At 75.2% G+C, this 23,364-nt stretch carries 19 protein-coding genes and 1 pseudogene; 11 read left to right on the top strand and 9 right to left on the bottom strand.

From position 1 onward, the window contains the following. The first annotated feature begins 132 nt into the window (after positions 1-132). Both HCK00_RS08605 and HCK00_RS08600 read left to right on the top strand, forming a co-directional pair. Complete coding sequence (locus tag HCK00_RS08605; RefSeq protein WP_168101202.1) at positions 133-1,140, top strand: biotin--[acetyl-CoA-carboxylase] ligase; 1,008 nt, start codon at positions 133-135, stop codon at positions 1,138-1,140. Between the two features lie 150 nt (positions 1,141-1,290). Further along, positions 1,291-2,691: an adenylate/guanylate cyclase domain-containing protein gene (locus tag HCK00_RS08600; protein ID WP_311765214.1), complete on the top strand. Its 1,401-nt coding sequence runs from the start codon at positions 1,291-1,293 to the stop codon at positions 2,689-2,691. A gap of 364 nt (positions 2,692-3,055) precedes the next feature. Here HCK00_RS08600 and HCK00_RS08595 read toward each other — a convergent pair whose 3' ends face one another. Together HCK00_RS08595 and HCK00_RS08590 are read right to left on the bottom strand one after the other, a co-directional pair. Further along, entirely contained in the window at positions 3,056-4,222 is a 1,167-nt protein-coding gene (locus HCK00_RS08595) for a GGDEF domain-containing protein (RefSeq protein WP_168101201.1), read from the bottom strand. A gap of 157 nt (positions 4,223-4,379) precedes the next feature. Further along, positions 4,380-5,366, bottom strand: a complete 987-nt coding sequence (locus HCK00_RS08590; protein ID WP_240965377.1) for an enoyl-CoA hydratase/isomerase family protein — start codon at positions 5,364-5,366, stop codon at positions 4,380-4,382. 439 nt (positions 5,367-5,805) lie between these two features. Here HCK00_RS08590 and hutH point away from each other — a divergent pair, with 439 nt between their 5' ends. Beyond that, positions 5,806-7,362, top strand: coding sequence for a histidine ammonia-lyase (gene hutH, locus HCK00_RS08585; RefSeq protein WP_168101354.1), 1,557 nt, complete (start codon positions 5,806-5,808; stop codon positions 7,360-7,362). 51 nt (positions 7,363-7,413) lie between these two features. Here the strand turns inward: hutH and HCK00_RS08580 are convergent, their stop codons facing one another. Next, a complete protein-coding gene (locus tag HCK00_RS08580) occupies positions 7,414-7,782 on the bottom strand; it encodes a hypothetical protein (RefSeq protein WP_168101200.1) in 369 nt (122 codons plus the stop codon). Positions 7,783-8,271: 489 nt separating this feature from the next. Here HCK00_RS08580 and HCK00_RS08575 point away from each other — a divergent pair, with 489 nt between their 5' ends. Continuing rightward, positions 8,272-9,534, top strand: a complete 1,263-nt coding sequence (locus HCK00_RS08575; RefSeq protein ID WP_206320073.1) for a L,D-transpeptidase — start codon at positions 8,272-8,274, stop codon at positions 9,532-9,534. Between the two features lie 301 nt (positions 9,535-9,835). Here the strand turns inward: HCK00_RS08575 and HCK00_RS08570 are convergent, their stop codons facing one another. Both HCK00_RS08570 and HCK00_RS27480 read right to left on the bottom strand, forming a co-directional pair. Then, positions 9,836-10,255, bottom strand: coding sequence for a hypothetical protein (locus HCK00_RS08570; protein WP_168101198.1), 420 nt, complete (start codon positions 10,253-10,255; stop codon positions 9,836-9,838). A 324-nt stretch (positions 10,256-10,579) separates the two neighbouring features. Continuing rightward, the gene (locus tag HCK00_RS27480; RefSeq protein WP_240965376.1) at positions 10,580-11,692 is read right to left on the bottom strand and encodes a hypothetical protein; all 1,113 of its coding nucleotides are present in this window, start codon (positions 11,690-11,692) and stop codon (positions 10,580-10,582) included. Between the two features lie 924 nt (positions 11,693-12,616). On the opposite strand from HCK00_RS27480, the gene HCK00_RS08560 reads away from it, so the two are divergent. The 4 genes from HCK00_RS08560 (at position 12,617) to HCK00_RS08545 (ending at position 15,232) form a co-directional block, all read left to right on the top strand. Continuing rightward, complete coding sequence (locus HCK00_RS08560; protein WP_168101197.1) at positions 12,617-13,135, top strand: hypothetical protein; 519 nt, start codon at positions 12,617-12,619, stop codon at positions 13,133-13,135. A gap of 8 nt (positions 13,136-13,143) precedes the next feature. Further along, positions 13,144-14,202 (top strand): hypothetical protein, encoded by a 1,059-nt coding sequence (locus tag HCK00_RS08555; RefSeq protein WP_311765213.1) that lies wholly within the window; start codon positions 13,144-13,146, stop codon positions 14,200-14,202. Positions 14,203-14,237: 35 nt separating this feature from the next. After that, positions 14,238-14,672, top strand: a complete 435-nt coding sequence (locus HCK00_RS08550; protein WP_168101352.1) for a roadblock/LC7 domain-containing protein — start codon at positions 14,238-14,240, stop codon at positions 14,670-14,672. 185 nt (positions 14,673-14,857) lie between these two features. Next, positions 14,858-15,232: a hypothetical protein gene (locus HCK00_RS08545; protein ID WP_168101196.1), complete on the top strand. Its 375-nt coding sequence runs from the start codon at positions 14,858-14,860 to the stop codon at positions 15,230-15,232. A 474-nt stretch (positions 15,233-15,706) separates the two neighbouring features. Here HCK00_RS08545 and HCK00_RS08540 read toward each other — a convergent pair whose 3' ends face one another. Further along, positions 15,707-15,994 carry a hypothetical protein gene (locus tag HCK00_RS08540; RefSeq protein ID WP_168101195.1) on the bottom strand — a complete coding sequence of 96 codons (288 nt, stop codon included), beginning with the start codon at positions 15,992-15,994 and terminating at the stop codon, positions 15,707-15,709. A 269-nt stretch (positions 15,995-16,263) separates the two neighbouring features. Between HCK00_RS08540 and HCK00_RS08535 the strand changes: the two genes are divergently transcribed. Beyond that, positions 16,264-16,878: a lytic polysaccharide monooxygenase auxiliary activity family 9 protein gene (locus tag HCK00_RS08535; protein WP_168101351.1), complete on the top strand. Its 615-nt coding sequence runs from the start codon at positions 16,264-16,266 to the stop codon at positions 16,876-16,878. 144 nt (positions 16,879-17,022) lie between these two features. Here the strand turns inward: HCK00_RS08535 and HCK00_RS08530 are convergent, their stop codons facing one another. From HCK00_RS08530 to HCK00_RS08520, 3 genes are all read right to left on the bottom strand, one after another. After that, the gene (locus HCK00_RS08530; RefSeq protein ID WP_168101194.1) at positions 17,023-18,063 is read right to left on the bottom strand and encodes an ABC transporter substrate-binding protein; all 1,041 of its coding nucleotides are present in this window, start codon (positions 18,061-18,063) and stop codon (positions 17,023-17,025) included. Positions 18,064-18,408: 345 nt separating this feature from the next. After that, on the bottom strand, positions 18,409-19,323 hold the full coding sequence (locus HCK00_RS08525) for an ABC transporter permease (RefSeq protein ID WP_168101193.1): 915 nt from the start codon (positions 19,321-19,323) through the stop codon (positions 18,409-18,411). Beyond that, entirely contained in the window at positions 19,313-20,128 is an 816-nt protein-coding gene (locus HCK00_RS08520) for an ABC transporter ATP-binding protein (protein WP_168101192.1), read from the bottom strand. The genes HCK00_RS08525 and HCK00_RS08520 overlap by 11 nt, the downstream gene beginning before the upstream one ends. A 456-nt stretch (positions 20,129-20,584) precedes the next feature. Here HCK00_RS08520 and HCK00_RS08515 point away from each other — a divergent pair. Together HCK00_RS08515 and HCK00_RS08510 are read left to right on the top strand one after the other, a co-directional pair. Next, positions 20,585-22,201 (top strand): annotated as a pseudogene (locus tag HCK00_RS08515) (sensor histidine kinase); the annotation flags it as partial. Positions 22,202-22,575: 374 nt separating this feature from the next. Continuing rightward, positions 22,576-23,268: a response regulator gene (locus tag HCK00_RS08510; RefSeq protein WP_168101191.1), complete on the top strand. Its 693-nt coding sequence runs from the start codon at positions 22,576-22,578 to the stop codon at positions 23,266-23,268. Positions 23,269-23,364: the final 96 nt, after the last annotated feature.

Here is a 23,364-nt window from a genome sequence, read left to right as displayed (position 1 = left end):
CGGAGAGGTGCGGCCGTTCGAGCGAGGCGGTACGGGGGCGCCCCCGCAGGGGACCGGGGGAGCACCGGGGCGGGGGCCGCGCCCGCCGGGGATCGCCGGGGATCACCCCCCGGGGTCCTTAGGGTGGGGCCCATGACTGCCACCCCGTCCGGCGGGACCGCGCCGGAACCCCCCGGCCGCTGGTCCGACCTGGAGCGCCCGCCGCTCGGCGCCGCCGCGCTCCGCCGTGGCCTGATCCGTCCCGGCGGGCTGTGGACGGCGCTCGACGTCGTCGAGTCCACCGGCTCCACCAACACCGATCTCGCGGAGCGCGCCGCGGCCGGGACCGCCGGCGAGGGCGCGGTACTCGTCTCCGAGGAGCAGACGGCCGGCCGCGGCCGGCTGGACCGGCACTGGGTGGCCCCCGCCCGCTCCGGCATCTTCGTCTCCGTGCTGCTGCGGCCCGGGGTGCCGGGGACGGAGCGGAGCGCCGCGGACCCCGTGCCCGTCACCCGCTGGGGGTGGCTGCCGCTGCTCGCCGGAGTGGCGGTCGCCGCGGCGGTCTCCCGCGCGGCGGACACCGAGATCCGGCTGAAGTGGCCCAACGACCTGCTGGTCACGGTGGGCGGCGAGGAGCGCAAGGCGGGCGGCATCCTCGCGGAGAGCGTCGGCGGCGGCGAGCCGGCCGCGCGGACGGGCGGGGACGCCGGGGCGGCGGGGCCGGCGGAGGCCGGAGGGGCCGCCGGCGCGGGAACGGCCGCCGGGGGCACCGCCGCCCCGGCGGGGGTGGTCCTCGGCCTCGGCCTCAACGTCTCGCTGCGCGCCGCCGAACTCCCCGTCCCCGGCGCGGGCTCGCTCGCCCTGGCCGGGGGCGGCACCGACCGCGATCCGCTGCTCCGGGCCGTCCTGCGCTCCCTGGAGCTCTGGTACGGCGACTGGCGGGCGGCCGGCGGCGATCCGGTGCGCAGCGGGCTGCTCGCCGCGTACACCGAGCGCTGCGCCACCCTCGGCCGCGCCGTGCGGGCCGTGCTGCCCGGCGACCGGGAGGTCACGGGGGAGGCGGTGGCCCTCGACGAGGACGGGCGGCTGGTGCTGGAGACCGCGGAGGGCCGGCGGGCGGTCGGCGCGGGAGACGTCGTCCACCTGCGGCCCCGCGGGTGAGCGGCCCGTCCGGGGAGAGTGAGCCAGCACACACCTGCCGTATCGTTGGGGCCGCCGGGACGGCGTTCCCGGCCCGCCCGGGTAACCCGGGCCGTGCGGGCGAGACGTGATCGGAAGAGCTGTGCGCAGGGATCGGACAGGGGGCGGGCAGTGACCGTCGACGACGCGGGCGCCGACGCCCCCCGGGGATCCGAGGGGTCCGGGGGACCCGGCGGTGGGGCCACCGGGGCGGCCCCCGGCGCCGGCCCCGCCGGCGGCGGGCGGCCGGGAGCGGCCGGAGGGACGGCGGAGACCGGGGACGGGGCCGACGACGGCCCGCCCCCCGACCGGGCCCGCGTCACCGGGCCGGCCGGGGCGGGGGAGCCGGGCGGCCCCTCCGGGCCCCCGGCCGCCGAGGCCCCTTACGCCGGGCACGCCGGGCGCACCGGGCCGGCCGGCACTACGGCGCACGCGCACTCGCCGCACGCCTTCGCCGGCTCGCACGAGGGCGAGGAGACCGCGGAGACCGGGGACAACCCCCTCGCCATCCGCCTGGAGCAGCTCATCCTGGGCGCCGAGCGCCAGTACACGCCGTTCCAGGCGGCCCGCAGCGCCGGTGTCTCCATGGAACTGGCCTCCCGTTTCTGGCGCGCGATGGGGTTCGCCGACATCGGCCAGGCCAAGGCGCTCACCGAGGCGGACGTCCTCGCGCTGCGGCGGCTGGCCGGCCTGGTCGAGGCCGGGCTGCTGAGCGAGCCGATGGCCGTGCAGGTGGCCCGTTCCACCGGCCAGACCACGGCGCGGCTGGCCGACTGGCAGATCGAGGGGTTCCTGGAAGGGCTCACCGAGCCGCCCGAGCCCGGCATGACCCGCACCGAGGTGGCCTACCCGCTGGTCCAGCTGCTCCTGCCCGAACTCCAGGAGTTCCTCGTCTACGTCTGGCGGCGGCAGCTCGCGGCCTCCGCCGGGCGGGTCATCCAGGCCGCCGACGACGAGGAAATGGTCGACCGCCGGCTGGCCGTCGGCTTCGCCGACCTGGTGGGCTTCACCCGGCTCACCCGGCGGCTGGAGGAGGAGGAACTCGGCGAACTCGTCGAGGCGTTCGAGACCACCGCGGCCGACCTGGTCGCGGCGCGCGGCGGGCGGCTGATCAAGACCCTCGGGGACGAGGTGCTGTTCGCGGCGGACGACGCCGGCACGGCCGCCGAGATCGGGCTGCGGCTGATCGAGACCCTGGCCCACGACGAGACGATGCCCGCGCTGCGGGTGGGCATCGCCTTCGGCACGGTCACCACGCGCATGGGCGACGTCTTCGGCACCACGGTCAACCTGGCCAGCCGGCTGACCTCGATAGCGCCCAAGGACGCGGTCCTCGTGGACGAGGCGCTGGCGGCCGATCTGATCCGCGCGGGGGACGCGCCGGAGTCGGAGGCGGAGGCCGCCGCGGCGGAGAAGGCGGCGGACGGCGAGCCACCGCACCGGTACCGGTTCGCGCTCCAGCCGATGTGGCAGCGCCCGGTGCGCGGCCTCGGCGTCGTCGAGCCGTGGCTGCTGTCCCGCCGGCCCGGGTGAACGCCCGGCGCCGGGGCCTACCGGGGCCTACCGGGGCCTACCGGGGCCTACCGGGGACGGGCCGGGGGCTCGGAGCCGGCAGACGGGTCGGGCGCGGCTCACGCGTGGGGCGGTTCACGCGTGGGGTGGCTCATGCGTGGGGTGGCTCACGCGTGGGGTGGTTCGCGCGTGGGGTGGCTCGCGCGGGGCGCGGGCGGCGGCCGGGTAGGTACGGCGCCGGACGGCACGGGTGGCCCCCGGGCAGGTCGGCGCCGGGCAGGGCGCCCGGGGTGGGTGCGGCGCCGGGCAGGGCGCCCGGGGCAGGTGCGGCGCCCGGGTAAGCGGGGAGCCCCGGTTCCGGTCGTGACCGGCTCGGCGCGCCGGTTCAGCGGCCGCGGAAGTGGCGCCGTTCCGGTCCGGCCACGGGTATCGCCGTGGAGGCGTCGGCCAGGCGGACCACCGGATCGTCCGGCCCCTCGTCGCCCGCGACCACGGGCTCCGCCGCGCGGGCCGCCTTGGCCCGGTACTGCGCGGCGTCGGCGAGGCGGAACAGCCGCCGCGCGGAGCGGACGCGCCCGATCGGGTGACCCGTGGAGGCGACGCCGCAGGCGACCCCCTCGCCCAGGTCGAGCTTGGCCGCCCGATGGCACAGCTCGGTCGCGGCCCGGACCACCTCCTCCGCGGGCGGCCCCTCCGCGATCAGGCAGAACTCGTCTCCGCCGAGGCGCGCGGCCAGCGCCCCGGGGAGCATCGCGCCGCACACCGACAGCACCGAGCCGAATCGTTCCAGCAGCCGGTCGCCGACCGCGTGGCCCAAGGTGTCGTTGACCTGCTTCAGCCCGTTGATGTCACAGACCACCAGGGAGACGGTGGTGCCGTCCGCCCGGTGCCGCGCCAGCGCCTCGTCCAGGCGTATGTCGACGGCCCGGCGGTTGGCCAGGCCGGTGAGCGGGTCGGTGAAGGCGAGCCGGCGGGCCTCGGCCAGCCGCTCGGTCTGGGCTATGCCGGTGGCGGTGACGGCGGCGAGCACCGCGGCGAGCCGGGCGTCGTCCCGGCCGAAGACGGGGTCGCCCACCGGGCGGGCCACGTACAGCTCGCCCCAGGCCCGCCCGTGCAGCACGATCGGCGCCACCACGCAGCAGCCCCGGCCGCGCCGCCGCAGCGTGGCCATCCGCCGGCCGGGCCCCGGCCCGGGCTCGCGCGCGGGCGGCGGCCCCTCCGCGGTCTCCACCCAGGCGTGGGGGGCGTCACCGCCCGCCCCCGGCTCGTGCAGGAAGTCGGCGATCTCGGGGAAGTCCCGGACCGGATACCACTCGTCCTCGGGGAACTCCTGCTCCCCGGGAGCGAGTTCACCGACGTTCACCAGGACCCGCAGCCGTCCCGCCTCCCGTTCCCAGGCGGATATCGCGGCGAAGCAGCCGCCGAGGGCGCCCAGGGCGCCGATGGCCGCGGCGCGGGCCGTCTCGCGCGGGGTCTGGGCGCAGGCCACCGCCTGGGCCAGCGCCACGACGGCGGCCAGCCGCCCGTCACCCCCACCGCCGTCGACACCCAACCCGGCACCTCGCGTTCCGTAACAGTGGGCTCACCCTTCACCCAAGCCTAGGAACATTTCACGGAGTGCGCCCTCCCGGGGCGGTTTCTCTCCGGGCCGAATCGGCAGCGGGGGCGTGCCGGGAGCGCCGGGGCCGTCCCGGCCGGCTCCCCGCCGCTCACTCCCCGGGCCAGTCCGGCTTCCGCTTCTCGTTGAAGGCCGCGACCCCCTCCGCCCGGTCGCCCGAGAAGGCCACCGCGCGCCAGGCGGCGTCCTCCACCTCCAGCCCCGTCCGCAGATCCAGCCCGTGGCCGAGACGGAGGGCCCGCTTGGCGGCGCGCAGGCCGACGGGGGAGTTGGCCGCGATCCGGCCGGCCAGGGCCAGCGCCTCCGAGCGGTCCCCGCCCTCCTCGGCGAGCTGGTCGACCAGCCCCAGGCGCAGCGCCTCGGCCGCCGCCACCCGCCGCCCCGTGAAGATCAGTTCGGCGGCGCGCGCCGCGCCGACCCGGCGGGGCAGCAGCTGGGTGCCCCCGCCACCGGGGACGACGCCGACGGAGACCTCGGGCAGGCCCACCACGGCCGTGGGGTCCGCCACGATCAGATCGCAGGAGAGGGCGATCTCGAAGCCCCCACCGAGGGCGTAGCCGTGCACGGCGGCGACCGTGGGCACCGGCAGCTCCAGCACCCCGGTGTAGGCGGCCCGGGTGTGCGGGCGCTGCCGCAGCAGGTCGGCGTCGGTGAAGGAGTTGCGCTCCTTGAGGTCGGCCCCGACGCAGAAGGCCCGCTCATGGCTGGAGGTGAGCACCACCACCCGTGCCGAGGGGTCGGCGGCCAGCGCGGCGCACGCCTCCGCGAGACAGCGGGCCAGCTCGGTGGAGACGGCGTTCATGGCCCGGGGCCGGTCCAGGACGAGCTCCGCCACATGCGCGCCGTGCCGCCGCACGGCGATCCACTCGCCGTACCGCCGCTCCGGCCCCCCGGGGGCTCCGGGGCCGCCGGCCGCTCCGGACGGGGCGCGGGTGGCGGGCGTGGCGGCCGCTCCGGGGTCTCCCGCCGCCTTGTGCGCGGCCGCCGCCCCCGGCGCGCTGCCTGCCTCCGGCCCGCTGCCCGGCTCCGGCGCGCGGTCCGTCCCCGGTGCCTCCGGCCTCTCCGGTGCTCCGCTCATCGCCGCCTCCCGTCCTCCCGGGACCGTCGTCCCTGCTCGTGGGCGCCCGGCCGGCGCCCGGCCGTGCCGCGCGGCCCGTGCGTTCCCGGCCCGCGCGCTCCCGGCCGGCTGGTGCCCGCCCGTGTGTGACCGCCCCTACCTGCCCTGCGGCGCGCGGACCCGTCGCGCCGCGCTTCGACGGCGGGCACGCTGGTTAACGATCGTTCAGCCGATCATGTCAGGGAAGTCCCGGCCGGGCCAGGGGCGGTCCGGCCCCGAGGTGCGGAGGCCCGGTCCGGGGCCCCGGACCTGCTGTGGCCCGGTGGCTCGTGACGGAAGACGTCCGGCCGCCGGGGCCGGGCGGCTCGGAGGCCCGCACGCCGGGGCCCGCCCGGCCCGCGGGCCGGGCACCGGCCGGTGACAGAAGACGATTCAGAAATTAGGGTGCCTGAATATGAATATGCACACCGTGGAGCTGGGGACCTCCGGCGTCCGTCCGGCCGACGTCGTGGCCGTGGCCCGCGGCTCGGCCTGCGTCACGCTCTCCGCCGAGGCGCTCGGCGCGCTGGCCGCCGCCCGCGAGACCGTGGAGGCCCTCGCCGCGCGGCCCGAACCGGTGTACGGGGTCTCCACCGGCTTCGGCGCCCTCGCCGTCCGCCACGTCGACCCCGCCCTGCGCACCCGCCTCCAGCACAACATCGTGCGCTCGCACGCCGCCGGTATGGGGCCCCGCGTGGAGCGCGAGGTCGTCCGCGCCCTGATGTTCCTCCGGCTGAAGACCCTCGCCTCCGGCCACACCGGCGTCCGCCCGCTGGTCGCGGAGACGATCGCCGCGCTCCTCAACGCCGGTATCACCCCCGTCGTCCACGAGTACGGCTCCCTCGGCTGCTCCGGGGACCTCGCGCCGCTCTCCCACTGCGCCCTGACCCTGCTCGGCGAGGGCGAGGCCGAGGGGCCCGACGGCACCGTCCGCCCCGCCGCCGAACTGCTCGCCGCGCACGGCATCGCCCCGCTGGAACTGCGGGAGAAGGAGGGCCTGGCGCTCCTCAACGGCACCGACGGCATGCTCGGGATGCTCGTCCTGGCCGGTGAGGACCTCGCCCGGCTGCTCACCGCCGCCGACATCACCGCCGCCCTCACCCTGGAGGCGCTGCTCGGCACCGACCGGGTCCTCGCCCCCGAACTGCACGCCATCCGCCCCCACCCGGGCCAGGCCGCCAGCGCGGACAACATGGCCCGGGTACTCCGCGGCTCCGGGCTCACCGGCCACCACCAGGCCGGCTACGACGGGCTGCCGGCCGAGCCGCGGGTGCAGGACGCCTACTCGGTCCGCTGCGCCCCCCAGGTCGCCGGGGCGGGCCGGGACACCCTGGCCCACGCCCGCCTCGTCGCCGGCCGGGAACTCGCCGCCGCCGTGGACAACCCGGTGGTGCTCCCGGACGGCCGGGTCGAGTCCAACGGCAACTTCCACGGCGCGCCCGTGGCGTACGTCCTGGACTTCCTGGCCGTGGCCGCCGCCGACCTCGCCTCCATCGCCGAGCGCCGCACCGACCGGCTGCTGGACCGGAACCGCTCCTACGGGCTGCCGGCCTTCCTCGCCGGTGACCCGGGTGTGGACTCCGGGCTCATGATCGCCCAGTACACGCAGGCCGCGCTGGTGGCCGAGATGAAGCGGCTGGCGGTGCCCGCCTCCGTCGACTCGATCCCGTCCTCCGCGATGCAGGAGGACCACGTCTCGATGGGCTGGTCCGCGGCGCGCAAACTGCGGACGGCGCTCGGCAACCTGAGCCGGGTGCTCGCCGTGGAACTGGTGGCCGCCGCCCGCGCCGTGGAACTGCGCGAAGGGCTGGAGCCCGCCCCCGCCACCCGGGCCGTCCTCACGGCGCTGCGCGCCGCGGGGGTCGCCGGGCCGGGCGGGGACCGCTACCTGGCGCCGGACCTCGCGGCGGCGGACGAGTTCGTCCGCTCGGGGGCGCTGGTCGCGGCGGCCGAGACGGTCACGGGGCCGCTGGCCTGAGGCGTGGGAAGCCCGGAAGGGACGGGAGGCCGCGGGCCGCCCCGGCGGCGGTCAGGGGGCGGTCAGGGGGGCGGCGAGGGCCCGCGAGCGCCGGGCGGACGCCGAGACCAGCGCGGCGCCGAGGCCCAGGAAGAGCGTGCCGCCCAGCAGGTACGGGGTGGTGTCCACGCTGCCCGTGTCGGCGAGCGCGAGCTCCTCGGCGTCGGTGACCGGCTGGTCCTCGCCGGGGACGGACTCGGAGGGAAGGGCCGCGCCCCGCTCCTGCTGCGTCTCCAGCCCGGTCTGCCCGGTCTGCCCGGCCTGCTCGGCCGACGGTGCTCTGCCCTCCTCGACCGTCGCGTTCGCGGACGGCACGAACCACAGGGCGAGCAGCATGGCTCCCGCGGTGGAGGCGGTCAGCAGCGGTCGGCGCGCGGACACGTCATGAACCCCTTGCGATGCAGGTCGGTTGGGCGGCCGGTCCGATAGTAGTGAAGCCCGTGGGTCGTGGGAAAGCCCGGGCGCCGGCGGTACTCTCGGCCGTGCCCCACCTGCCGTGGAACGTCCGGCCCTGGCCTGTTTCGCGGCGGTTGGGGGCATCCGGCCCCGGTGGGCGGGCGGTCCGGTGACGGCCCGCGGCCTGCCGGGCACGGAGTGAGAAGCCGTGGTCACGGGCAGACGTCTCTCCGCGGAGACGCCGGAGACGCCCGTCCGGCGCGGTGTCCGACACGAAAGGGTGAGGAGCGGGGCGGATCATCCGATCACTCTTCGGAGGGGTGTACCCGGACCGGGGGCGCACGTGGCGTACGCCACACTTGGGTGGCCCGTGGAACGGGTCGGCCGGTCCGAGTGTTCTTCAGATGCATGGCCGGGAGCCGCGCGTGACGGATCCGGCCGGGCGACCCGGGGACAGCAATGGAGAAGCGTGTGATGACGACAGGGAAGCGGCGCAGGGCCACGGTGGTGGCCGCCGCGCTGCTGAGCGGTCTGCTGACGCTCACCGCCTGCGGGGGCGGCGGTGACAACGGCTCCGACGGCAAGGGCGGGGACGGCGGCAGCGGCGGGCAATCGCAGGTCGACCGGGCGGCGGCGAAGGACGCCTCGGACGCGCGAATAAAGATCACCCCCAAGGACGGCGCCGACAACGCGGGCATCAACAACGACGTCAAGGTCACCGTCTCGGGCGGCAAGCTCTCCGACGTGACGATGACGGCGGTCGCCTCCGGCGCGGACGTCCCCGGCACGCTGTCCGCCGACGGCACCTCCTGGACCCCCGACGGCCAGCTCGACCGTTCGGCCAAGTACAAGATCACTGCCACGGCGGAGGACTCCGACGGCCGCAAGGCCACCGAGAACTCGACCTTCACCACCGTCTCCCCGGACCACAGCTTCCTCGGGTACTACACCCCCGAGGCGGACACCACCGTGGGCGTGGGGATGCCCGTGTCGATCAAGTTCGACAAGGGCATCCAGAACAAGAAGGACGTCCAGTCGGCGATCGAGGTCAACACCAGCGGCAGCCAGGAGGTCGTCGGGCACTGGTTCGGTGACCAGCGGCTGGACTTCCGGCCCAAGGAGTACTGGCAGGCGGGCTCCACGGTGACGGTCAAGCTCAACCTCGATGGTGTCGAGGGCTCCCCGGGCGTCAAGGGCGTCCAGAGCAAGAGCTTCAGCTTCAAGATCGGGCGCAGCCAGGTCTCCACCGTCGACGTCAAGACCAAGAAGATGACGGTCGAGCGCGACGGCAAGGTGCTGCGGACCATCCCGATCTCCGCGGGCAGCCCCGAGAACCCGACCTACAACGGTCAGATGGTGATCTCCGAGAAGTTCAAGGAGACCCGGATGAACGGCGCCACCGTCGGCTTCACGGACGACGACGGCAAGGGCGAGTACGACATCAAGGACGTGCCGCACGCCATGCGGCTCTCCACCTCGGGCACCTTCATCCACGGCAACTACTGGGGCGCCGACTCGATCTTCGGGCAGACCAACACCAGCCACGGCTGCGTCGGTCTGAACGACGTCAAGGGGGCGAACGACCCCAAGCAGGACGGTGCCTGGTTCTACGAGCAGTCCCTGCTCGGTGACGTCGTGGTCGTGAAGAACTCCCCGGACAAGGAGATCCAGCCGGACAACGGCCTCAACGGCTGGAACATGGACTGGAACGAGTGGGTCGCCGGCAGCGCGGTCTGACCTGACCTGACCTGACCTGACCTGACCTGACCTGACCTGGCCTGGCCTGACTTGACCTGCGTGGACCGGACCGGGCCGGGGTCTTCCGGCCACGGCCCGGCACCGCGGCGGCAGCGCCGCGGGACGGCGGCACCACGAGAGCAGCACGACAACGGCACAGCACGTCCAGCACCACAGCACCACAGCACCACAGCACCACCGCACCACCGCGAAGGGCGGTGACCGGCACACCGCCGGTCACCGCCCTCCGCGTGCCGCGAGGGGCGTGGCTCCGCGCACCGGGGCGCCCGCCGGTGCGGGCTCAGCGCCGGGCCGGCCGCCGGGGCCGGGTGAAGAGGCGGTAGTACACCGCGACGCCCATACCGGCCCCGACGAAGAACCCGATGGCGGCGGACTTCAGCACCGAGGCCCCGCTGAGCCCGACGAGATACCCGACGGCGCCCCCGGTCAGCGCGCCGTAGCAGGCGGCCCGCACCTCCAGCAGCAGCTTCCCGCGCACCGCGTGGAACGCCAGCCACACCGCCAGCAGGGCGACCCCCGACACCCCGCCGACCAGCCAGGCCCAGCCGAGCGGGGCGCCGCCCTCCTGGTCGAGGAAGCCCGCGTAGAAGCCGAAGAAGGCGCTGATGAGGACCGGGGACCACCAGATGTGCGCGGGATGGTGCGGCCGGGCGGGTGCCACCGTTCCGCCGCGTCGGGTGTCGCTGCGTGAGGTGGGCATGGCGCGGCTCCTCTCTGACGTCCGGGCCCCACTTCCCAGGGCACAACGGGAGCGCGCGCCCGTCAATTCGATCAGTGGGCCGTCTCGGGCCGCGCCGATCGTCCTTCCGCGTCCGCCGCCGTCCGCCGCCGCCCGCCGCCGCCCGTGGCCGCCCGCCGCCGCCCGTGGCCGCCCCTGCGCCGGCCTTCTGCGCCCGTCCCGAGCCGTCGTCCCCGCCGTCCTGTCCCGGCCCGCTCTCCCCGCTCCCACCGGCCGTCCCGCTCCTTCGCGCCGCCTGTCCGGCCCCGGGCCGGGTGGCGGTGCCGGGCGGGGCGGGGCGGAGCGTCAGGAGGCGGTGCTGTGCGTGTACGGCCGGACGGACTGGTGGCCGACGCCGGCGATCATCTCCTCGGGCACCGTCGAGGGGACCTCCCAGCTCGTGGGGAGGGGATAGGCGTAGGAGTCGTACGCGTCGCGGGGATACGGGTGCTCCGCGGAGGCCGGGTACGCGGGCCGGGCCGGGTACCCGGCGCCCACGGCGTCCCGGCGGTGGCGGCCCGAACGGTTCTCCTCGCCCTGCCCGGCGCCCGCCCAGGGCGAGGAGAGCCGTCCCTCGGCCGAGAGCTGCTGGGCCCGGGCGACCAGCCGGGCCAGGTCGAGACCGAACTCCGCGGCCAGCACCTGGAGATCGACGCCGGTCTGCCGGCCTCCGACCAGCAGGGCGTCCATCGCCCCGCTCCAGCGCGGTTCGCGCTGCTGCGGCTGGAGCTGGGACGAGGTGGTGTACGGCTGGGATGCCTGGGTCGTCCGGGTCGTCTGCGGCGCCTGGGCCGACGAAGCCGACGAAGTCGGCGAAGAGGACTGGAGCTGGGGCTGGCCGTATCCGTACGACTGGTGCTGCTGCTGGTGCGCGTACGCCTGGGACTGCTGGTAGCTCTGGCCTTGGGGGTAGGAATGGCCTTGCTGGTACTGGTACTGCCAGTTCTGCTGGTGGTGCTGCTGGTGGTGGGGCTGGTGCGCGGCGGTGTACGGCGTTCCGGACCAGGCGTGGTGGTGCGAGGCGGGATCGGGCGTCTCGGCACCCGGCCCGGGGGTGTCCTGGCCGGTGACCGCCGGGCCCGTGGCGTCCGGCGTCCCCGCCCCGCCCGGCGCGGTCTCCGGGAGCTCTCCCGGGGCCGGTTCTCCCGGCCCGGCACCGGCCAGCACCTCCTCGGCGACCTCGCGGGCGCCGGACTTGCCCACCGTCCGCCGGGCCAGCCGCACCTCGCGCTCGGTGAGGCCGAGCATTCCGGCGACCGCCCCGTCGTCGCCCACCGTCACGGCGAAGGCCGCCAGCAGGCGGGCGCGGTGCACCTGTTCCTCGTCCAGCCTCGCCTGCGCGGATCGCACCTGTTCGTCGCTCCGGCAGAACGCTTCTGCCAGCACCGTGTTCCGTTCCCACCACTGCCGCGGCTCCATGGTGGCGACAACGGGCCGACGGATGATCAGGTAACCCTCCGGGCCCCGTTCGCTGCGCCATGTGGGTGGTATGTCGCATGGACGTTTCTTCGGCCCGGGGGCTGTGATCTTCGGGCCGGGGCCCGCGGGCCGAAGATCGCGGTCCGCGTCCTCGCGCTGGACGCGGGTGGCCCGCCCGCCGGTCCGGACGGTCGGCGCCGAGGCCCCCGGCGGATGGACGGCTGGAACCGGGTTTCCTGCGCAGGCGTGGAGGGTGCGGTCCGCCGTGCTGCGTACGTTCCCTGGTTCCCCCCGTTGCCCGGGCGCACGGAACGTCACGACGGCGGGACGGCGGGGGCTTGGGGAGGGCTGCTCAGCCGCAGGAGTTCACGGGGGCACGGGCGCGCGGGCCGGTTGGGGCCGTCCCCCGGGCGGGCGCCACGGGGACGCCCGTCCGGGAGCCCCGGACCGGTGCCGCGAACCACGCCGTCGGCGCGGGGCGGGGAGGGCCCGGAGGGAGAAAGGAGCCTCAGACGTCCTTCTTCTTCCCGTCGCCCCGCGGGGTGACGAAGAGGATGTACAGGGCGATGGAGAACCCGATTCCGAGGACGATCATCGAGGCATCGCTCACGCCGCACCGCTTTCTTCCGTCGGATGTGGTGAACAAGGGCTAACACAGCCATGGCCGGTTTCTCCAGCCGTGACGCGACGTGTTCACCGGTTGTCTCCGGAGCGTGATGAGAGGGGCCCGGAAACGGCCGGAGGGTGGTCCGCCGTAAGCGGTGGGTGAGCACACTTCCCGGGCGCGTCACTCTATGCGGTCGTCCGGGTATGCCGCAGGAGATTGCCCGAATTCTCGTGCGAGTGCGGCACGTTGCGTAATCTCGCCGTCACTGGAACGGACGGCCGGGAGGGGCGCCCGTCCGTGGATGGGAGGACGGCGGCGTGCCCGGAATCGACGCGTGCCTGGCGGACGCCATGGCCCTGCCCGGAGCGCGCGGCGCGGCGGTGATCGAGTGGACCAGCGGCCTCACCCTGGGCACCGTGGGGGAGCCCCCGAACGGGGACTACGAGGTCACCGCGGCCGAACTGGCGGAACTCGCGCGACTGGCCGCGGAGCACACGGCGTTCGGCTCGGCCGAGCCCGGCCGGGCGGACGGCGTCCCGGCGGAGGGGCCACCGGGCGGCACCTCCGGTGGCCCGCCCGGTGGCGGCTTCCCCGGCGCCCCGCCCGGCGCCCCGCCCGGCGGCAGCGTCGCGTACGGCAGCGGCGGCCCCGGCGGCCCGGTCCCCGTGGAGGATCTCCTCCTCACCACCCGCACCGGCTACCACCTGCTGCGTTTCGTCGAGGACACGCTGGACGGCGCCGTGGTGGTCTACCTCTGGCTGGACCGGGAGAACGGCAACCTGGCCCTCGCGCGGCTGCGTCTGCGGGACCTCGTCGCCGGGCTGGCGCTGATATGAGCGCCGGGGTGAGCGGGAGCCCCGGCCCGGGCGGGGCGGCCGGTCCCGCCGCGTCGATGGGCCCCATCGCGCCGGCCGACCCCGCGTTGCTGCCCCAGCTCGCCCGGCTCGCCGCCGGCCGGGCCACCGGAGCTCTGTCCGGCGAGGGTGGGGTGCTCTATCTGGCCGGGGGCCGGGTGGTGCACGCGGAGAGCCCCGCCGCCCCGGGCCTGGAGATCCTGCTGTCCGCCGCCGGGCGGCTGCCGGCCGAGGGCTGGCGGGAAGCGGTCGAACGGGCCGGCGCGCGCCGCGAGGTGGCCCGCCACCTGGTGGAGAGCGGGCGGCTGGGCGGCGGCGAACTGGAGATCTGCCACCTGGGCGCGTTGTTCGACGCCGCCTACTTCGTCCTGGCGCCCGGCGGGGGCCGGGCCCGCTTCCGGCCGGGCGCCGCGCACTGGCTCGGTCCGGTGCGGCCCGTCCCCGCCGAGACCGTCGCCCGGGAGAGCCGGCGGCGCCGGGCACTGCTGGCGGCGGTGTGGCCGCACCCGCAGGTGGACACCGCGCCCGTGGTGCGGCGCACATCCGTGCGGGCCCCGGCCGTCCCCCGGCGGCAGCGGGCGGTGCTGGACCTCGCGGACGGCCGCCGCACCGCCGTCGAGATCGCCCGCCTTCTCGGCCGGCCGGCGTTCCACACCCTGCTGGACCTCCGGCGGCTGGCCGCGGCCGGGCACGTCGAGACGCCCCGGCCGCGAACCTCCGGCGCCGCGCGTGCCGCTCCGGCCGGGCCGGCCCCCGACCCGCCCACGCCGGACGGGCCTTCACCCGCCGGGTCCGCGCCGGCCCGGCCCGGGCCGCCGGGCCCGGCGGCGGCGCCTGCCGCGCCTGCCGGACTCGCCGCGCCTGCCGGACTCGCCGCGCCTGCCGGACCCGCTGCGTCCGGCGGCTCCGGCCCGCCCGAGGCGGCCGAGGCGTCCGGTGCGCCCGCCCGGCCCCACCCGGCGGAGCCGCCCGCCGGTCTCACCGATCCCGCCGATCCGGATCTCCACCTGCTGCGCCGGGTCCGAGACGCCCTGGAGGCCAAGCTGTGAGTCCCCGATCCGCTCCCGAGACCGCGCGCGGTGCCGTGCGGCGCGCGCTGCTGCCCCGCGCCGACCGGCGGCAATCGCTCCGGGCGGAACCCGAGATCCTCGACGAACTGGCCCGGCTGAGGGCGCGCGTCCCCGGGGTGACCGGAGTCCTCGCGGCCAGTGCCGACGGCCTCGTCCTCGCGCAGGACGGCGCCGGCGAGGAGGCCGAGGGGGTCGCGGCGCTGACAGCGGCCGCCCTCGGGGTGGCGCTGCGGCTCGCCGACGCCACCGGCCGCGGCGCCTTCCGCGAACTGCTGACGCGCGGCGAGGAGGGCTACGTCGCCACCTACGCGGCCGGGTCCTCGGCCGTCGTCACCGTGCTGGCCGGTCCGCGCGTCCACGTGGGCCGGCTCCATCTGGAGGCCCGGCGGTGCGGGGCGCGCATCGGCGAACTGGTGGACGACGCGCACGACCGGTCCGAGCGCGCGTGAGCAGCCGCCTCCCGGGAGCGGCCGGTGCGAGAGCCCCGGCGCCCGGGGGGCGACGGGCTCGCGCCGAACAGGGACCGCACGTCACCCGGGGTCCGGACCCCACGGGCCCCGGACCGGGGAAGCGCCACCGGAACTGACGGACAACCGGAGAAACCCGACCGATCGAGGAAAGGAACCACACCGGCATGAGCAACACGGAGACGGCCCTCAAGGAAGCGATGACCGCGATCGAGGGCGCGGTCGGCGTCGCCCTCGTCGACTACACCAGCGGTATGGCACTGGGCACCCTGGGCGGTGGCAAGGATCTCGACCTGGGCGTGGCCGCCGCGGGGAACACCGACGTGGTACGGGCCAAGGTGCGCACCATGGAACACCTGGGTCTGAAGGACGAGATAGAGGACATCCTCATCACGCTCGGCAGCCAGTACCACCTGATCCGGTTGATGAAGGGGCGCGGGAAGGACGGCCTCTTCCTCTATCTGGCGCTCGACCGGGGGCGCGCCAATCTGGCCATGGCGAGGCATCAACTGCGCCGGATCGAGGCGGGCCTGGAGGTCTGAGCCCGGGGGAGCCGCGTGGAGGCGGCCGGAAGTGGTCCCAGGGCGGTCGCCCCGCGGTGGAGCACGGTGCCCGTGGCGGGTGGCGGGAAGCCGGGAGGAACCCGGTTTCCCGCCACCCCGGCTCATCGCCGTGCCGCCCGCTCCGGCACTTGGCCGCACCCTCCTGCCCTGCCCTGCCCCGCCTTGCCCTGACCCGGCCCGCTCCGGCCCTTCCTCCCCAGGCCCTTCCGCCCTCCGTGGTGTGCGGGCGGCGTGGACGCGGGACGCGGCGACGCGCCTGGGGCGTCCGCCCCGTGTCGTCCGCCCGCCCCGCCCTCCGCCCGGGCGGGCGCGCCGGACGGTGGAGGGGGACGCCGGGCCGTGCCGTGGCCGGGCGGGGGCGGGCGGGGTTGACAGGGCGTGGGAGCAGCCGGTGACAGCCGGCCGGGGGCGGGCCCCGGCGGCCGGTGCGCCGGTCCGGCGCCCGGCGGGGGTTCAGCCCCACCCCGGTACGGGCCGCTCCGGGACCTGCACGAGCCGGAACGGCCCGGCGGCTCCGGCCGCGTAGAAGAGGGTGGTGCCGTCCGTGCAGGTCACCCAGACGGCCCGCTGGGAGGCCAGGCACTTCTCCAGCCGGGGTCTGAGCACCAGTTCGACCATGGTCTCGTCGGCCGTGACCGGTTCGAGGACGGTGGGATCGTGTTCCAGGTGAGGGGCGGACTGGATGGAGTACACCGGAAGCCAAGTGCCGTTCAGCAGGATCTCGGCGCGCACCTGAGTCATCTCACCAGAATGGCTCAACTGCCCTTCCTGAGCGCCTGTTCGGCATCCATGGGCCGGCTGGGACCTGCCGCGTGGGCCCGGGTGTGGCCGGAGTGTTTCGGCGGTGAATCACCCGGGTAGTTTGGGAGCGCTCCCACCTCTCTGAAGCCCACATTCGGAAGGCGGAGAACGACGTGTTCTCACCGCGTCACCCCCACCGATCGCCGTCCCCCTCATCCTCTTCGTCCCCCACGAACTCCCCGCGCCGCTGGGCGGTACGGGCTCTCACCCTGCTGGCCGCGGCGGTGCTCGGCCTCCTGCCGTGGTCCAACACGGCGGTGGCCCACGGCTCCGTCACGGACCCCGCGACCCGCAACTACGGTTGCTGGGCGCGCTGGGGCAGCGACTTCCAGAACCCGGCCATGGCCCAGCAGGACCCGATGTGCTGGCAGGCCTGGCAGACCGACACCAACGCCATGTGGAACTGGAACGGGCTCTACCGTGAAGGCGTCAAGGGCAACCACCAGGGCGCCATCCCGGACGGGCAGCTGTGCAGCGGCGGCAACACCGAGAACGGCCGCTACCGGGCCATGGACACCCCGGGTGCCTGGAAGACGACCGACGTCTCCAACAACTTCCGCGTCAACGTGACCGACCAGGCGCTGCACGGCGCGGACTACCTGATCGTCTACGTCTCCAAGCAGGGCTACAACCCCAAGACGCAGCGGCTGCGCTGGAGCGACCTGGAGCAGGTGGCCAGGACGGGCAAGGTCGCGCCCAACTCCTCGATGCCGGTCAACGTCAGCGCCCCGGGGCGCACCGGCCACCACATCGTCTTCACGATCTGGCAGGCCTCGCACTCCGACCAGTCGTACTACTTCTGCAGTGATGTGAACTTCCGCTGACCGGACCCCACCACCGGCGGCCCCGCCGAGCGCGTCCACGCGCCCGGCGGGGCCGCCGGCCGTGACGGGCCGGACCGGTGCCGTGCCGGTGTGGGCGGGGCAGTCAGGAGGCTGTCCCCTGATCCGGCCGGCGCCCGGGCCCTCTCAGCCCGCCTTCTTCACGAACTCCGTGGTGTACGTCTTCTCCAGGTCCACGTCCGCGTTCTTCAGGTTGGGGTTGAAGGACTTGAGGACGCGCTCCACCGTCTCCGGGCCCCGCTCCGGCATCACGCCGTCGTCGGTGAACATCGGCAGCGTGGACTTGATCGCCTCGGTGTAGAGCTCCTTGCCGCCCTGCGCGTAGTCGGCGGGCATCTTGGCGGCGATCTCCTCCGGGGAGTGCGTGGCCATCCAGCGGAGCGTCTTCACGAAGGCGTTCGCCAGCTTCTGCACGGTCTCCTTGTTGGCGTTCACCCAGTCCGTGTTCATGTAGAGGCTGGAGGAGGGGTAGGGGCCGCCGAGCGCCTTCTCGGAGCCCTCGGGGGTGCGCATGTCGACCAGGACCTTGCCCAGCTTCTTGTCCAGGATCTGCGCGACGGTCGGGTCGGTGGTCATGCCGCCGTCGATGGAGCCCTGCTTCAGCGCCGAGATGAAGGTCTGGCCCGCGCCCACCGCGACCGGCGTGAACTCGTTCGCGCCCACGCCGTTCTCGACGGCGAGGTACTTGGTGAGGAAGTCGGTGGAGGAGCCCAGGCCGGTGACGCCGAGTTTCCTCTTCGCGAAGTCCGCGGGGGACGTGATCTCGTCCGCGGCCTGGTTGGAGACCACCTCCACCTCACCGGAGGCGTGGGAGAGCTGCACCACGGACTCCACGTACTTGCCCTTCACCTGAAGGTCGAGGGTGTGGTCGTAGAAGCCGACGACGCCCTGGACCTCCCCGGCGACCAGCGAGGTGGTGGCCTGCACCCCGGCCGGTTCGGTGAGGAGCTGGACCTCCACGCCCTCGTCCTCGAAGTAGCCGAGCCGCTGCGTGAGCATGGCCGGGAGGTAGATGACCTTGTCCAGGCCACCCACCATGATCTTGACCTTGCCGCCGCCGGCGGAGCCGGTGCCGGCGGACGAGTCTCCGCCGCCACAGGCGGTGAGGGCGGTGAGGGCGAGCGCCGCGGTGGCGGCCGCCACCCGGAACCTGGTGAGTCTGCGCATGGTGAAGTCCTCCGAAGGGAGCTGCGGGGATACAGGGCGGGAGGGAGCGGGAGAAGCGGGGCGGGAGGGAACGGGAGGGAGCGGGAGGGGTGGGGTGGGGACGGGGGTGGGACGGGCCCGTGGGGGCCGGCGGCGGAGTGGTGCGGGGAGGGCCGCCGCCGGCCGGTCCGCGGGCCGCCGCCGGCCGGTCCGCGGGCCGGCGCCGGACGGGCCGGCTGGGACCGGGACCGGGACAGTGGACCGGACCACGGGGCCGCGGCACGGCGGTGCCGGGCACGGGGCGGCGGGACCTGGTGGGCCCGGGGTGATCCCGGCGGTCCCGGTGATCCCGGCGGTCCCGGCCGGTCAGTGGCCGTCGCCCGATTCGGCGGGGCGCCAGCGGAAGAGTTTCTTCTCCAGGAAGGTCAGCAGGCCCTCCGCGAGGAGCGCGACCACCGCCAGCACCACCATCGCCGCGTACACCCCGGCCGCGTTGAACGTGCCCTGGGAGGCGGAGACCAGCAGGCCGAGGCCCTTGGTGGCGCCGATGTACTCCCCGACGATCGCGCCGATCAGCGCGAACCCGAAGCTGACATGGAGGCTGGTGAAGATCCACGAGGTGGCGGAGGGCACCACGACCTGGAGGGTGATCTGGCGGTTGTTGGCCCCCAGGATCCGGGAGTTGGCGACCAGGTTGCGGTCCACCTCCCGGGCGCCCTGGAAGGCGTTGAAGAAGACCGGGAAGAAGACGAGGACGACCGCCGAGGCGACCTTCGAGGCCGGTCCCAGACCGAACCAGATCAGGAAGATCGGTGCCAGAACGATCCGCGGCAGGGCGTTGAGCACCTTCACGTACGGTCCGAGGACATCGGCGAGGAAGCGGATCCGGCCGAGCAGGATGCCCAGCACCACACCCGCCGTCACACCGATGACCCAGCCGAGCAGCGCCTCGTAGAGCGTGTACCAGATCTGCTCCCACAGCGAGCCCTGCGGGGTGCCGTCCACCGCCCAGGTGACCATCTGGGACCAGATCTGCGAGGGCATGGAGAAGTTGAACGGGTCGATGACCTGGGCGCGGGCCAGCCCTTCCCACAGGCCGATCACGCCGAGGAGGACGAGGACCCGCGCGGCGAGGACGAGCAGCCGGTGGTTGCGGGCCGCGCGGGCCCGGGCCGCCGTGCGGGTGGTGGCCGGCTCCGCCTTCCCGGCGGGCGCGGGAGCGGTCCCGGCGGCGCCGGCGGCGGGGGCGGCCGGAGCGGTGGTGGTGGTCTCAGGCGGCATGCGCGGCACCCCTCTCGCGGGTGATGCGGACCTCTTCGCCGAGCGAGGACCAGATCTCCCGGTAGATCTCGATGAACCGCGGCTCCAGCCGGACGGTCTCCACCTTGCGCGGGCGGGGCAGGTCGATCTCGAAGACCGCCTTGATCGTCGCGGGTCCGGCCGTCATCACGACGACCTTGTCGGCCAGCGCGATGGACTCCTCCAGGTCGTGGGTGACGAAGACGACCGAGGCGCCGGTACCCGACCACAGCTCCAGCAGCTCGTCCGACATCAGCGCGCGGGTCTGTACGTCGAGCGCCGAGAACGGCTCGTCCATGAGCAGCAGTTCCGGGTCGTTGACGAAGGTCGCCGCGAGTGCGACGCGCTTGCGCTGACCGCCGGAGAGCTGGTGCGGATAGCGGTCCTCGAAGGCGCTCAGCCCGACCCGGGCGAGCCACTCCCGGGCCCGCTCCTTCGCCTCGGCCTTCGGCACCCCGCGGAACCGGGGACCCGCCATGACGTTCGACAGCACCGTCCGCCAGGGGAAGGTGGCGTCCTGCTGGAAGACGAAGCCGACCTTGTCGCCGACGCCCCGGACGGGCTCCCCGGCGACCAGGACCTCACCCTCGGTCGGCTCCTCCAAGCCGCTGACCAGGGTCAGCGTCGTGGACTTGCCGCAGCCGGTGGGGCCGACGACCGCGACGAACTCACCGCGGCCGATGGTCAGGTCCAGATCCGTCACGGCGGTGTGCAGACCGCCCGACGGGGTGCGGAACACTTTGCTGGTGCCCCGCAGCTCGATGGCGGGGTTCGTATCGCGTGTCATGGGCCGGGAGGCTAGGAGCGCCGGAGACACCCGCGGCAGCCTTGTGGGCGCAACCCGCCGTTCTGAGCGCAAACCCCGTTCTGCTCGTTTTGCTCGCACGTCGGCGACAAATGTGTTACGAGGTCTGGGCTCGCGACGGTGGAGCGCCGTACGTTGCGGGAGGCATGAACTCCGTTCATGGGTCCCCGCGCGTGTGCGGCTCCCGGCGAGGTCCGGGGGGTGCGGCGCCCGAGGTTCCGTGGGGCGGATGCGGCCGTGGGACGACCGCGCGCACCTGCCCGGACCGTCCACCGGCCGATCCACCGACCGACCGCCCCGCCGTCCGACTCCCCGCCCGAGCAACCGACCACCGACCACCGACCGATCACCGACCGAACCACCGACCGAACTGCCGACCCGCTGACAGGCGCGCCCGAACCGTGCCGCGCCGCCGCGGTCCGGAGGACAGGGGGGCCCATGCGGATCCGCTGGCCTCGCCGTGTCTTCGCCCAGGTCCTGGCGGTGCAGCTGGTCATCACCACCGGGGTGATGGTGCTGGCCACCGCCCTCTTCCTGGCCCCCCTCAGCTCGGAGCTCGACGCCCAGGCGACCAGCCGGGCGCTCTCCATCGCCCAGACCACCGCCGCCGTCCCCGACATCCCGCTCGGCGTGACGAGCACGCCGCCCACCCCCGGCGGCCCGGTGCAGGAGGAGGCCGAGCGGATCCGCCGCGCCACCGGGGCGCTGTACATCGTGGTGATGGACACCCGCGGGGTGCGCTGGTCGCACACCAACCCCGACCGGATCGGCCGGCACGTCTCCACCGACCCGAGCGCCGCCCTCTCCGGCCGGGAGATCCAGCAACTCGACACCGGCACCCTCGGCCGTTCCGCCCGTGCCAAGGTGCCGCTGCGGGACGAGGACGGGAAGATCGTCGGCGCGGTGTCCGTCGGCATCGCCTACGGCAGCGTGCGCGAACGGCTGTTCGCGGCCGTGCCCGGGCTGCTGCTCTACGCCGGTGCGGCGCTCGCGGCCGGTGCCCTGGCCGCCCTCGTCGTGGCGCGCCGGCTGCGCCGCCGTACCCACGGGGTGGCGTTCACCGACATCTCCGCGCTGCTCGACGAGCGCGAGGCGATGCTGCACGGCATCCGCGAGGGCGTCGTCGCCTGTGACCACCGGGGCAGGATCCGGCTGGTCAACGACGAGGCGCAGCGGCTGCTCGGCCTCGGCGCGGACTGCGCGGGACGCTCCCTGGACGAGGTGCTGCCGCCCGGGCGGACCACCGACGTCCTGACGGGCCGGGTGAGCGGAACCGACCTGCTGACGGTCAGCGGCGGCCGGGTCCTGATCGCCAACCGGATGCCCACCACCGACGGCGGCGCCGTGGTCACCCTGCGCGACCGCACCGAACTCGAACTCCTCGGCCGCGAGCTGGACTCCACCCACGGGCTGCTCGACGCGCTGCGCGCCCAGGACCACGAGCACGCCAACCGCCTCCACACCCTGCTGGGCCTGCTCGAACTCCGCCGCTACGGGCAGGCCGAGGAGTTCGTCGCCGAGGTCACCCGGGCCCACCGCTCGTCCGCCGAGCAGATCGCCGAACGGGTGCACGAACCGCTGCTCTCCGCGCTGCTGGTCGGCAAGGCCGCCATCGCCGCCGAACGCGGGGTGGACCTGCGGATCTCGGCGGCGACCCTCCTGCCGGACCGGGTGGTCGACCCGCGGGACCTCGTCACCGTCCTCGGCAACCTCGTGGACAACGCGCTCGACGCGGCCGCCGCCCACCGCTGCGCCGGCCCCTTCGTGGAGGTCGAACTCCAGGCCGAGGGGACCACGGCGGTGCTGCGCGTCGCCGACACCGGGCCCGGCGTGGACCCCGGGATGCGCGAGCGCATCTTCGCCGAGGGGTGGACCACCAAGGACACCGGTCACCGCCCGCACGGCCGGGGCATCGGCCTGGCCCTGGTCCGCCGGCTCTCGGAACGGTACGGCGGAACGGCCCGTGTGACGGCCCGCGCGGGCGGCGGCGCCCTCTTCACGGTGGTCCTGCCGGAGGCGCTGCGTGACCCGGGCGCACCGGACCGGGGCGGCGAGCCGGACCGGCCGCCGCCCGCCATGGCGGAGCCCACGCCCCTCGGCCCCGCGCCTCGTACCCCTGCCGCGCCGGAGCAGGCCGTGCCGGAACCTGTAGGGCCGGAGCGAGTCGGACGGGATCCCCTCGGGCCAGGTCTCGTCGGGCCGGACCCCGTCAGGTCGAGGGCCGACGGGCCGGGCCCCGTCAAGCCGGAGGCCGGCGGTCCGGAAGACGCCGGGCCGGAGCGGGTGAGTCCGGAGCGAGCCGGTCCGGAAGACGCCGGCCCGGACCCCGGTACACCGGACTCCGTCCTCCCGCCCGGGCCCGGCACCTGCCCCGCTTCCCCCGCCCCCGGGCCGCGCTTCCCCCTCACCACCACCCCACGGGAGTCCAGATGATCGATGTCCTCGTCGTCGACGACGACTTCCGCGTCGCCGAGATCAACTCCGCCTATGTGGGCCAGGTCCCCGGCTTCCGCGTGGCCACCCGCGCCCACACCGCCGCCCAGGCCCTCGCCACGCTGGAGCGCACCCCGATCGACCTCGTGCTGCTCGACCACTACCTGCCGGACGAGACCGGGCTCACCCTCGTCCGGCGGATGCGCCAGCTCGGCCACCAGACGGACGTGATCATGGTGACCGCGGCCCGGGACGTCGCCACCGTCCAGGCCGCGATGCGCTACGGCGCCCTCCAGTACCTCGTCAAGCCGTTCAGCTTCGGCGGACTGCGGGCCAAGCTCGACGGCTACGCGGCCCTGCGCCGCACCCTCGACGGCGTCGGCGGCCGCAGCGAAGCCGGGCAGGAGCAGGTGGACCAGATCTTCGGCGCCTTCCGGTCGGCCGACGGCCCCCGCTCCGACCTGCCCAAGGGCCACTCCGCCCCCACCGTCAACCTGATCCGCGGCGTCCTCGGCACGGCCGAGCACCCGCTCTCCGCCCACGAGGTGGCCGAGCGCACCGGCATCAGCCGCTCCACGGCCCAGCGCTACCTCAAGTACCTGGAGCGCGCGGGCCGCATCACCCTCACCCTCAAGTACGGCGACACGGGCCGCCCCGAACACCGCTACGCATGGACGGAGGCGAGCTGAGCCGGAGCTCCACGCCGCGCCGCTCCCCGCCGGGCGCGTCCGGCGCTCCCCCGGGGCACCGGAGTGGCGGGATCCACGCTATTTTGGCGTGATCTT

Source organism: Streptomyces zingiberis (genome assembly GCF_012034935.1).
In the GTDB taxonomy this organism is placed as follows: domain Bacteria; phylum Actinomycetota; class Actinomycetes; order Streptomycetales; family Streptomycetaceae; genus Streptomyces; species Streptomyces zingiberis.
This window is presented reverse-complemented; position numbering and strand designations above follow the sequence as displayed.

Coding starts and splice junctions, on each gene's coding strand:
- HCK00_RS08510 (WP_168101191.1), top strand. CDS start 22,576: ATGATCGATGTCCTCGTCGTCGACGACGACTTCCGCGTCGCCGAGATC.
- HCK00_RS08545 (WP_168101196.1), top strand. CDS start 14,858: ATGAGCAACACGGAGACGGCCCTCAAGGAAGCGATGACCGCGATCGAG.
- HCK00_RS08590 (WP_240965377.1), bottom strand. CDS start 5,366: ATGAGCGGAGCACCGGAGAGGCCGGAGGCACCGGGGACGGACCGCGCG.
- HCK00_RS08530 (WP_168101194.1), bottom strand. CDS start 18,063: ATGCGCAGACTCACCAGGTTCCGGGTGGCGGCCGCCACCGCGGCGCTC.
- hutH (WP_168101354.1), top strand. CDS start 5,806: ATGCACACCGTGGAGCTGGGGACCTCCGGCGTCCGTCCGGCCGACGTC.
- HCK00_RS08525 (WP_168101193.1), bottom strand. CDS start 19,323: ATGCCGCCTGAGACCACCACCACCGCTCCGGCCGCCCCCGCCGCCGGC.
- HCK00_RS08540 (WP_168101195.1), bottom strand. CDS start 15,994: ATGACTCAGGTGCGCGCCGAGATCCTGCTGAACGGCACTTGGCTTCCG.
- HCK00_RS08570 (WP_168101198.1), bottom strand. CDS start 10,255: ATGCCCACCTCACGCAGCGACACCCGACGCGGCGGAACGGTGGCACCC.
- HCK00_RS08605 (WP_168101202.1), top strand. CDS start 133: ATGACTGCCACCCCGTCCGGCGGGACCGCGCCGGAACCCCCCGGCCGC.
- HCK00_RS08520 (WP_168101192.1), bottom strand. CDS start 20,128: ATGACACGCGATACGAACCCCGCCATCGAGCTGCGGGGCACCAGCAAA.
- HCK00_RS08575 (WP_206320073.1), top strand. CDS start 8,272: ATGACGACAGGGAAGCGGCGCAGGGCCACGGTGGTGGCCGCCGCGCTG.
- HCK00_RS27480 (WP_240965376.1), bottom strand. CDS start 11,692: ATGGAGCCGCGGCAGTGGTGGGAACGGAACACGGTGCTGGCAGAAGCG.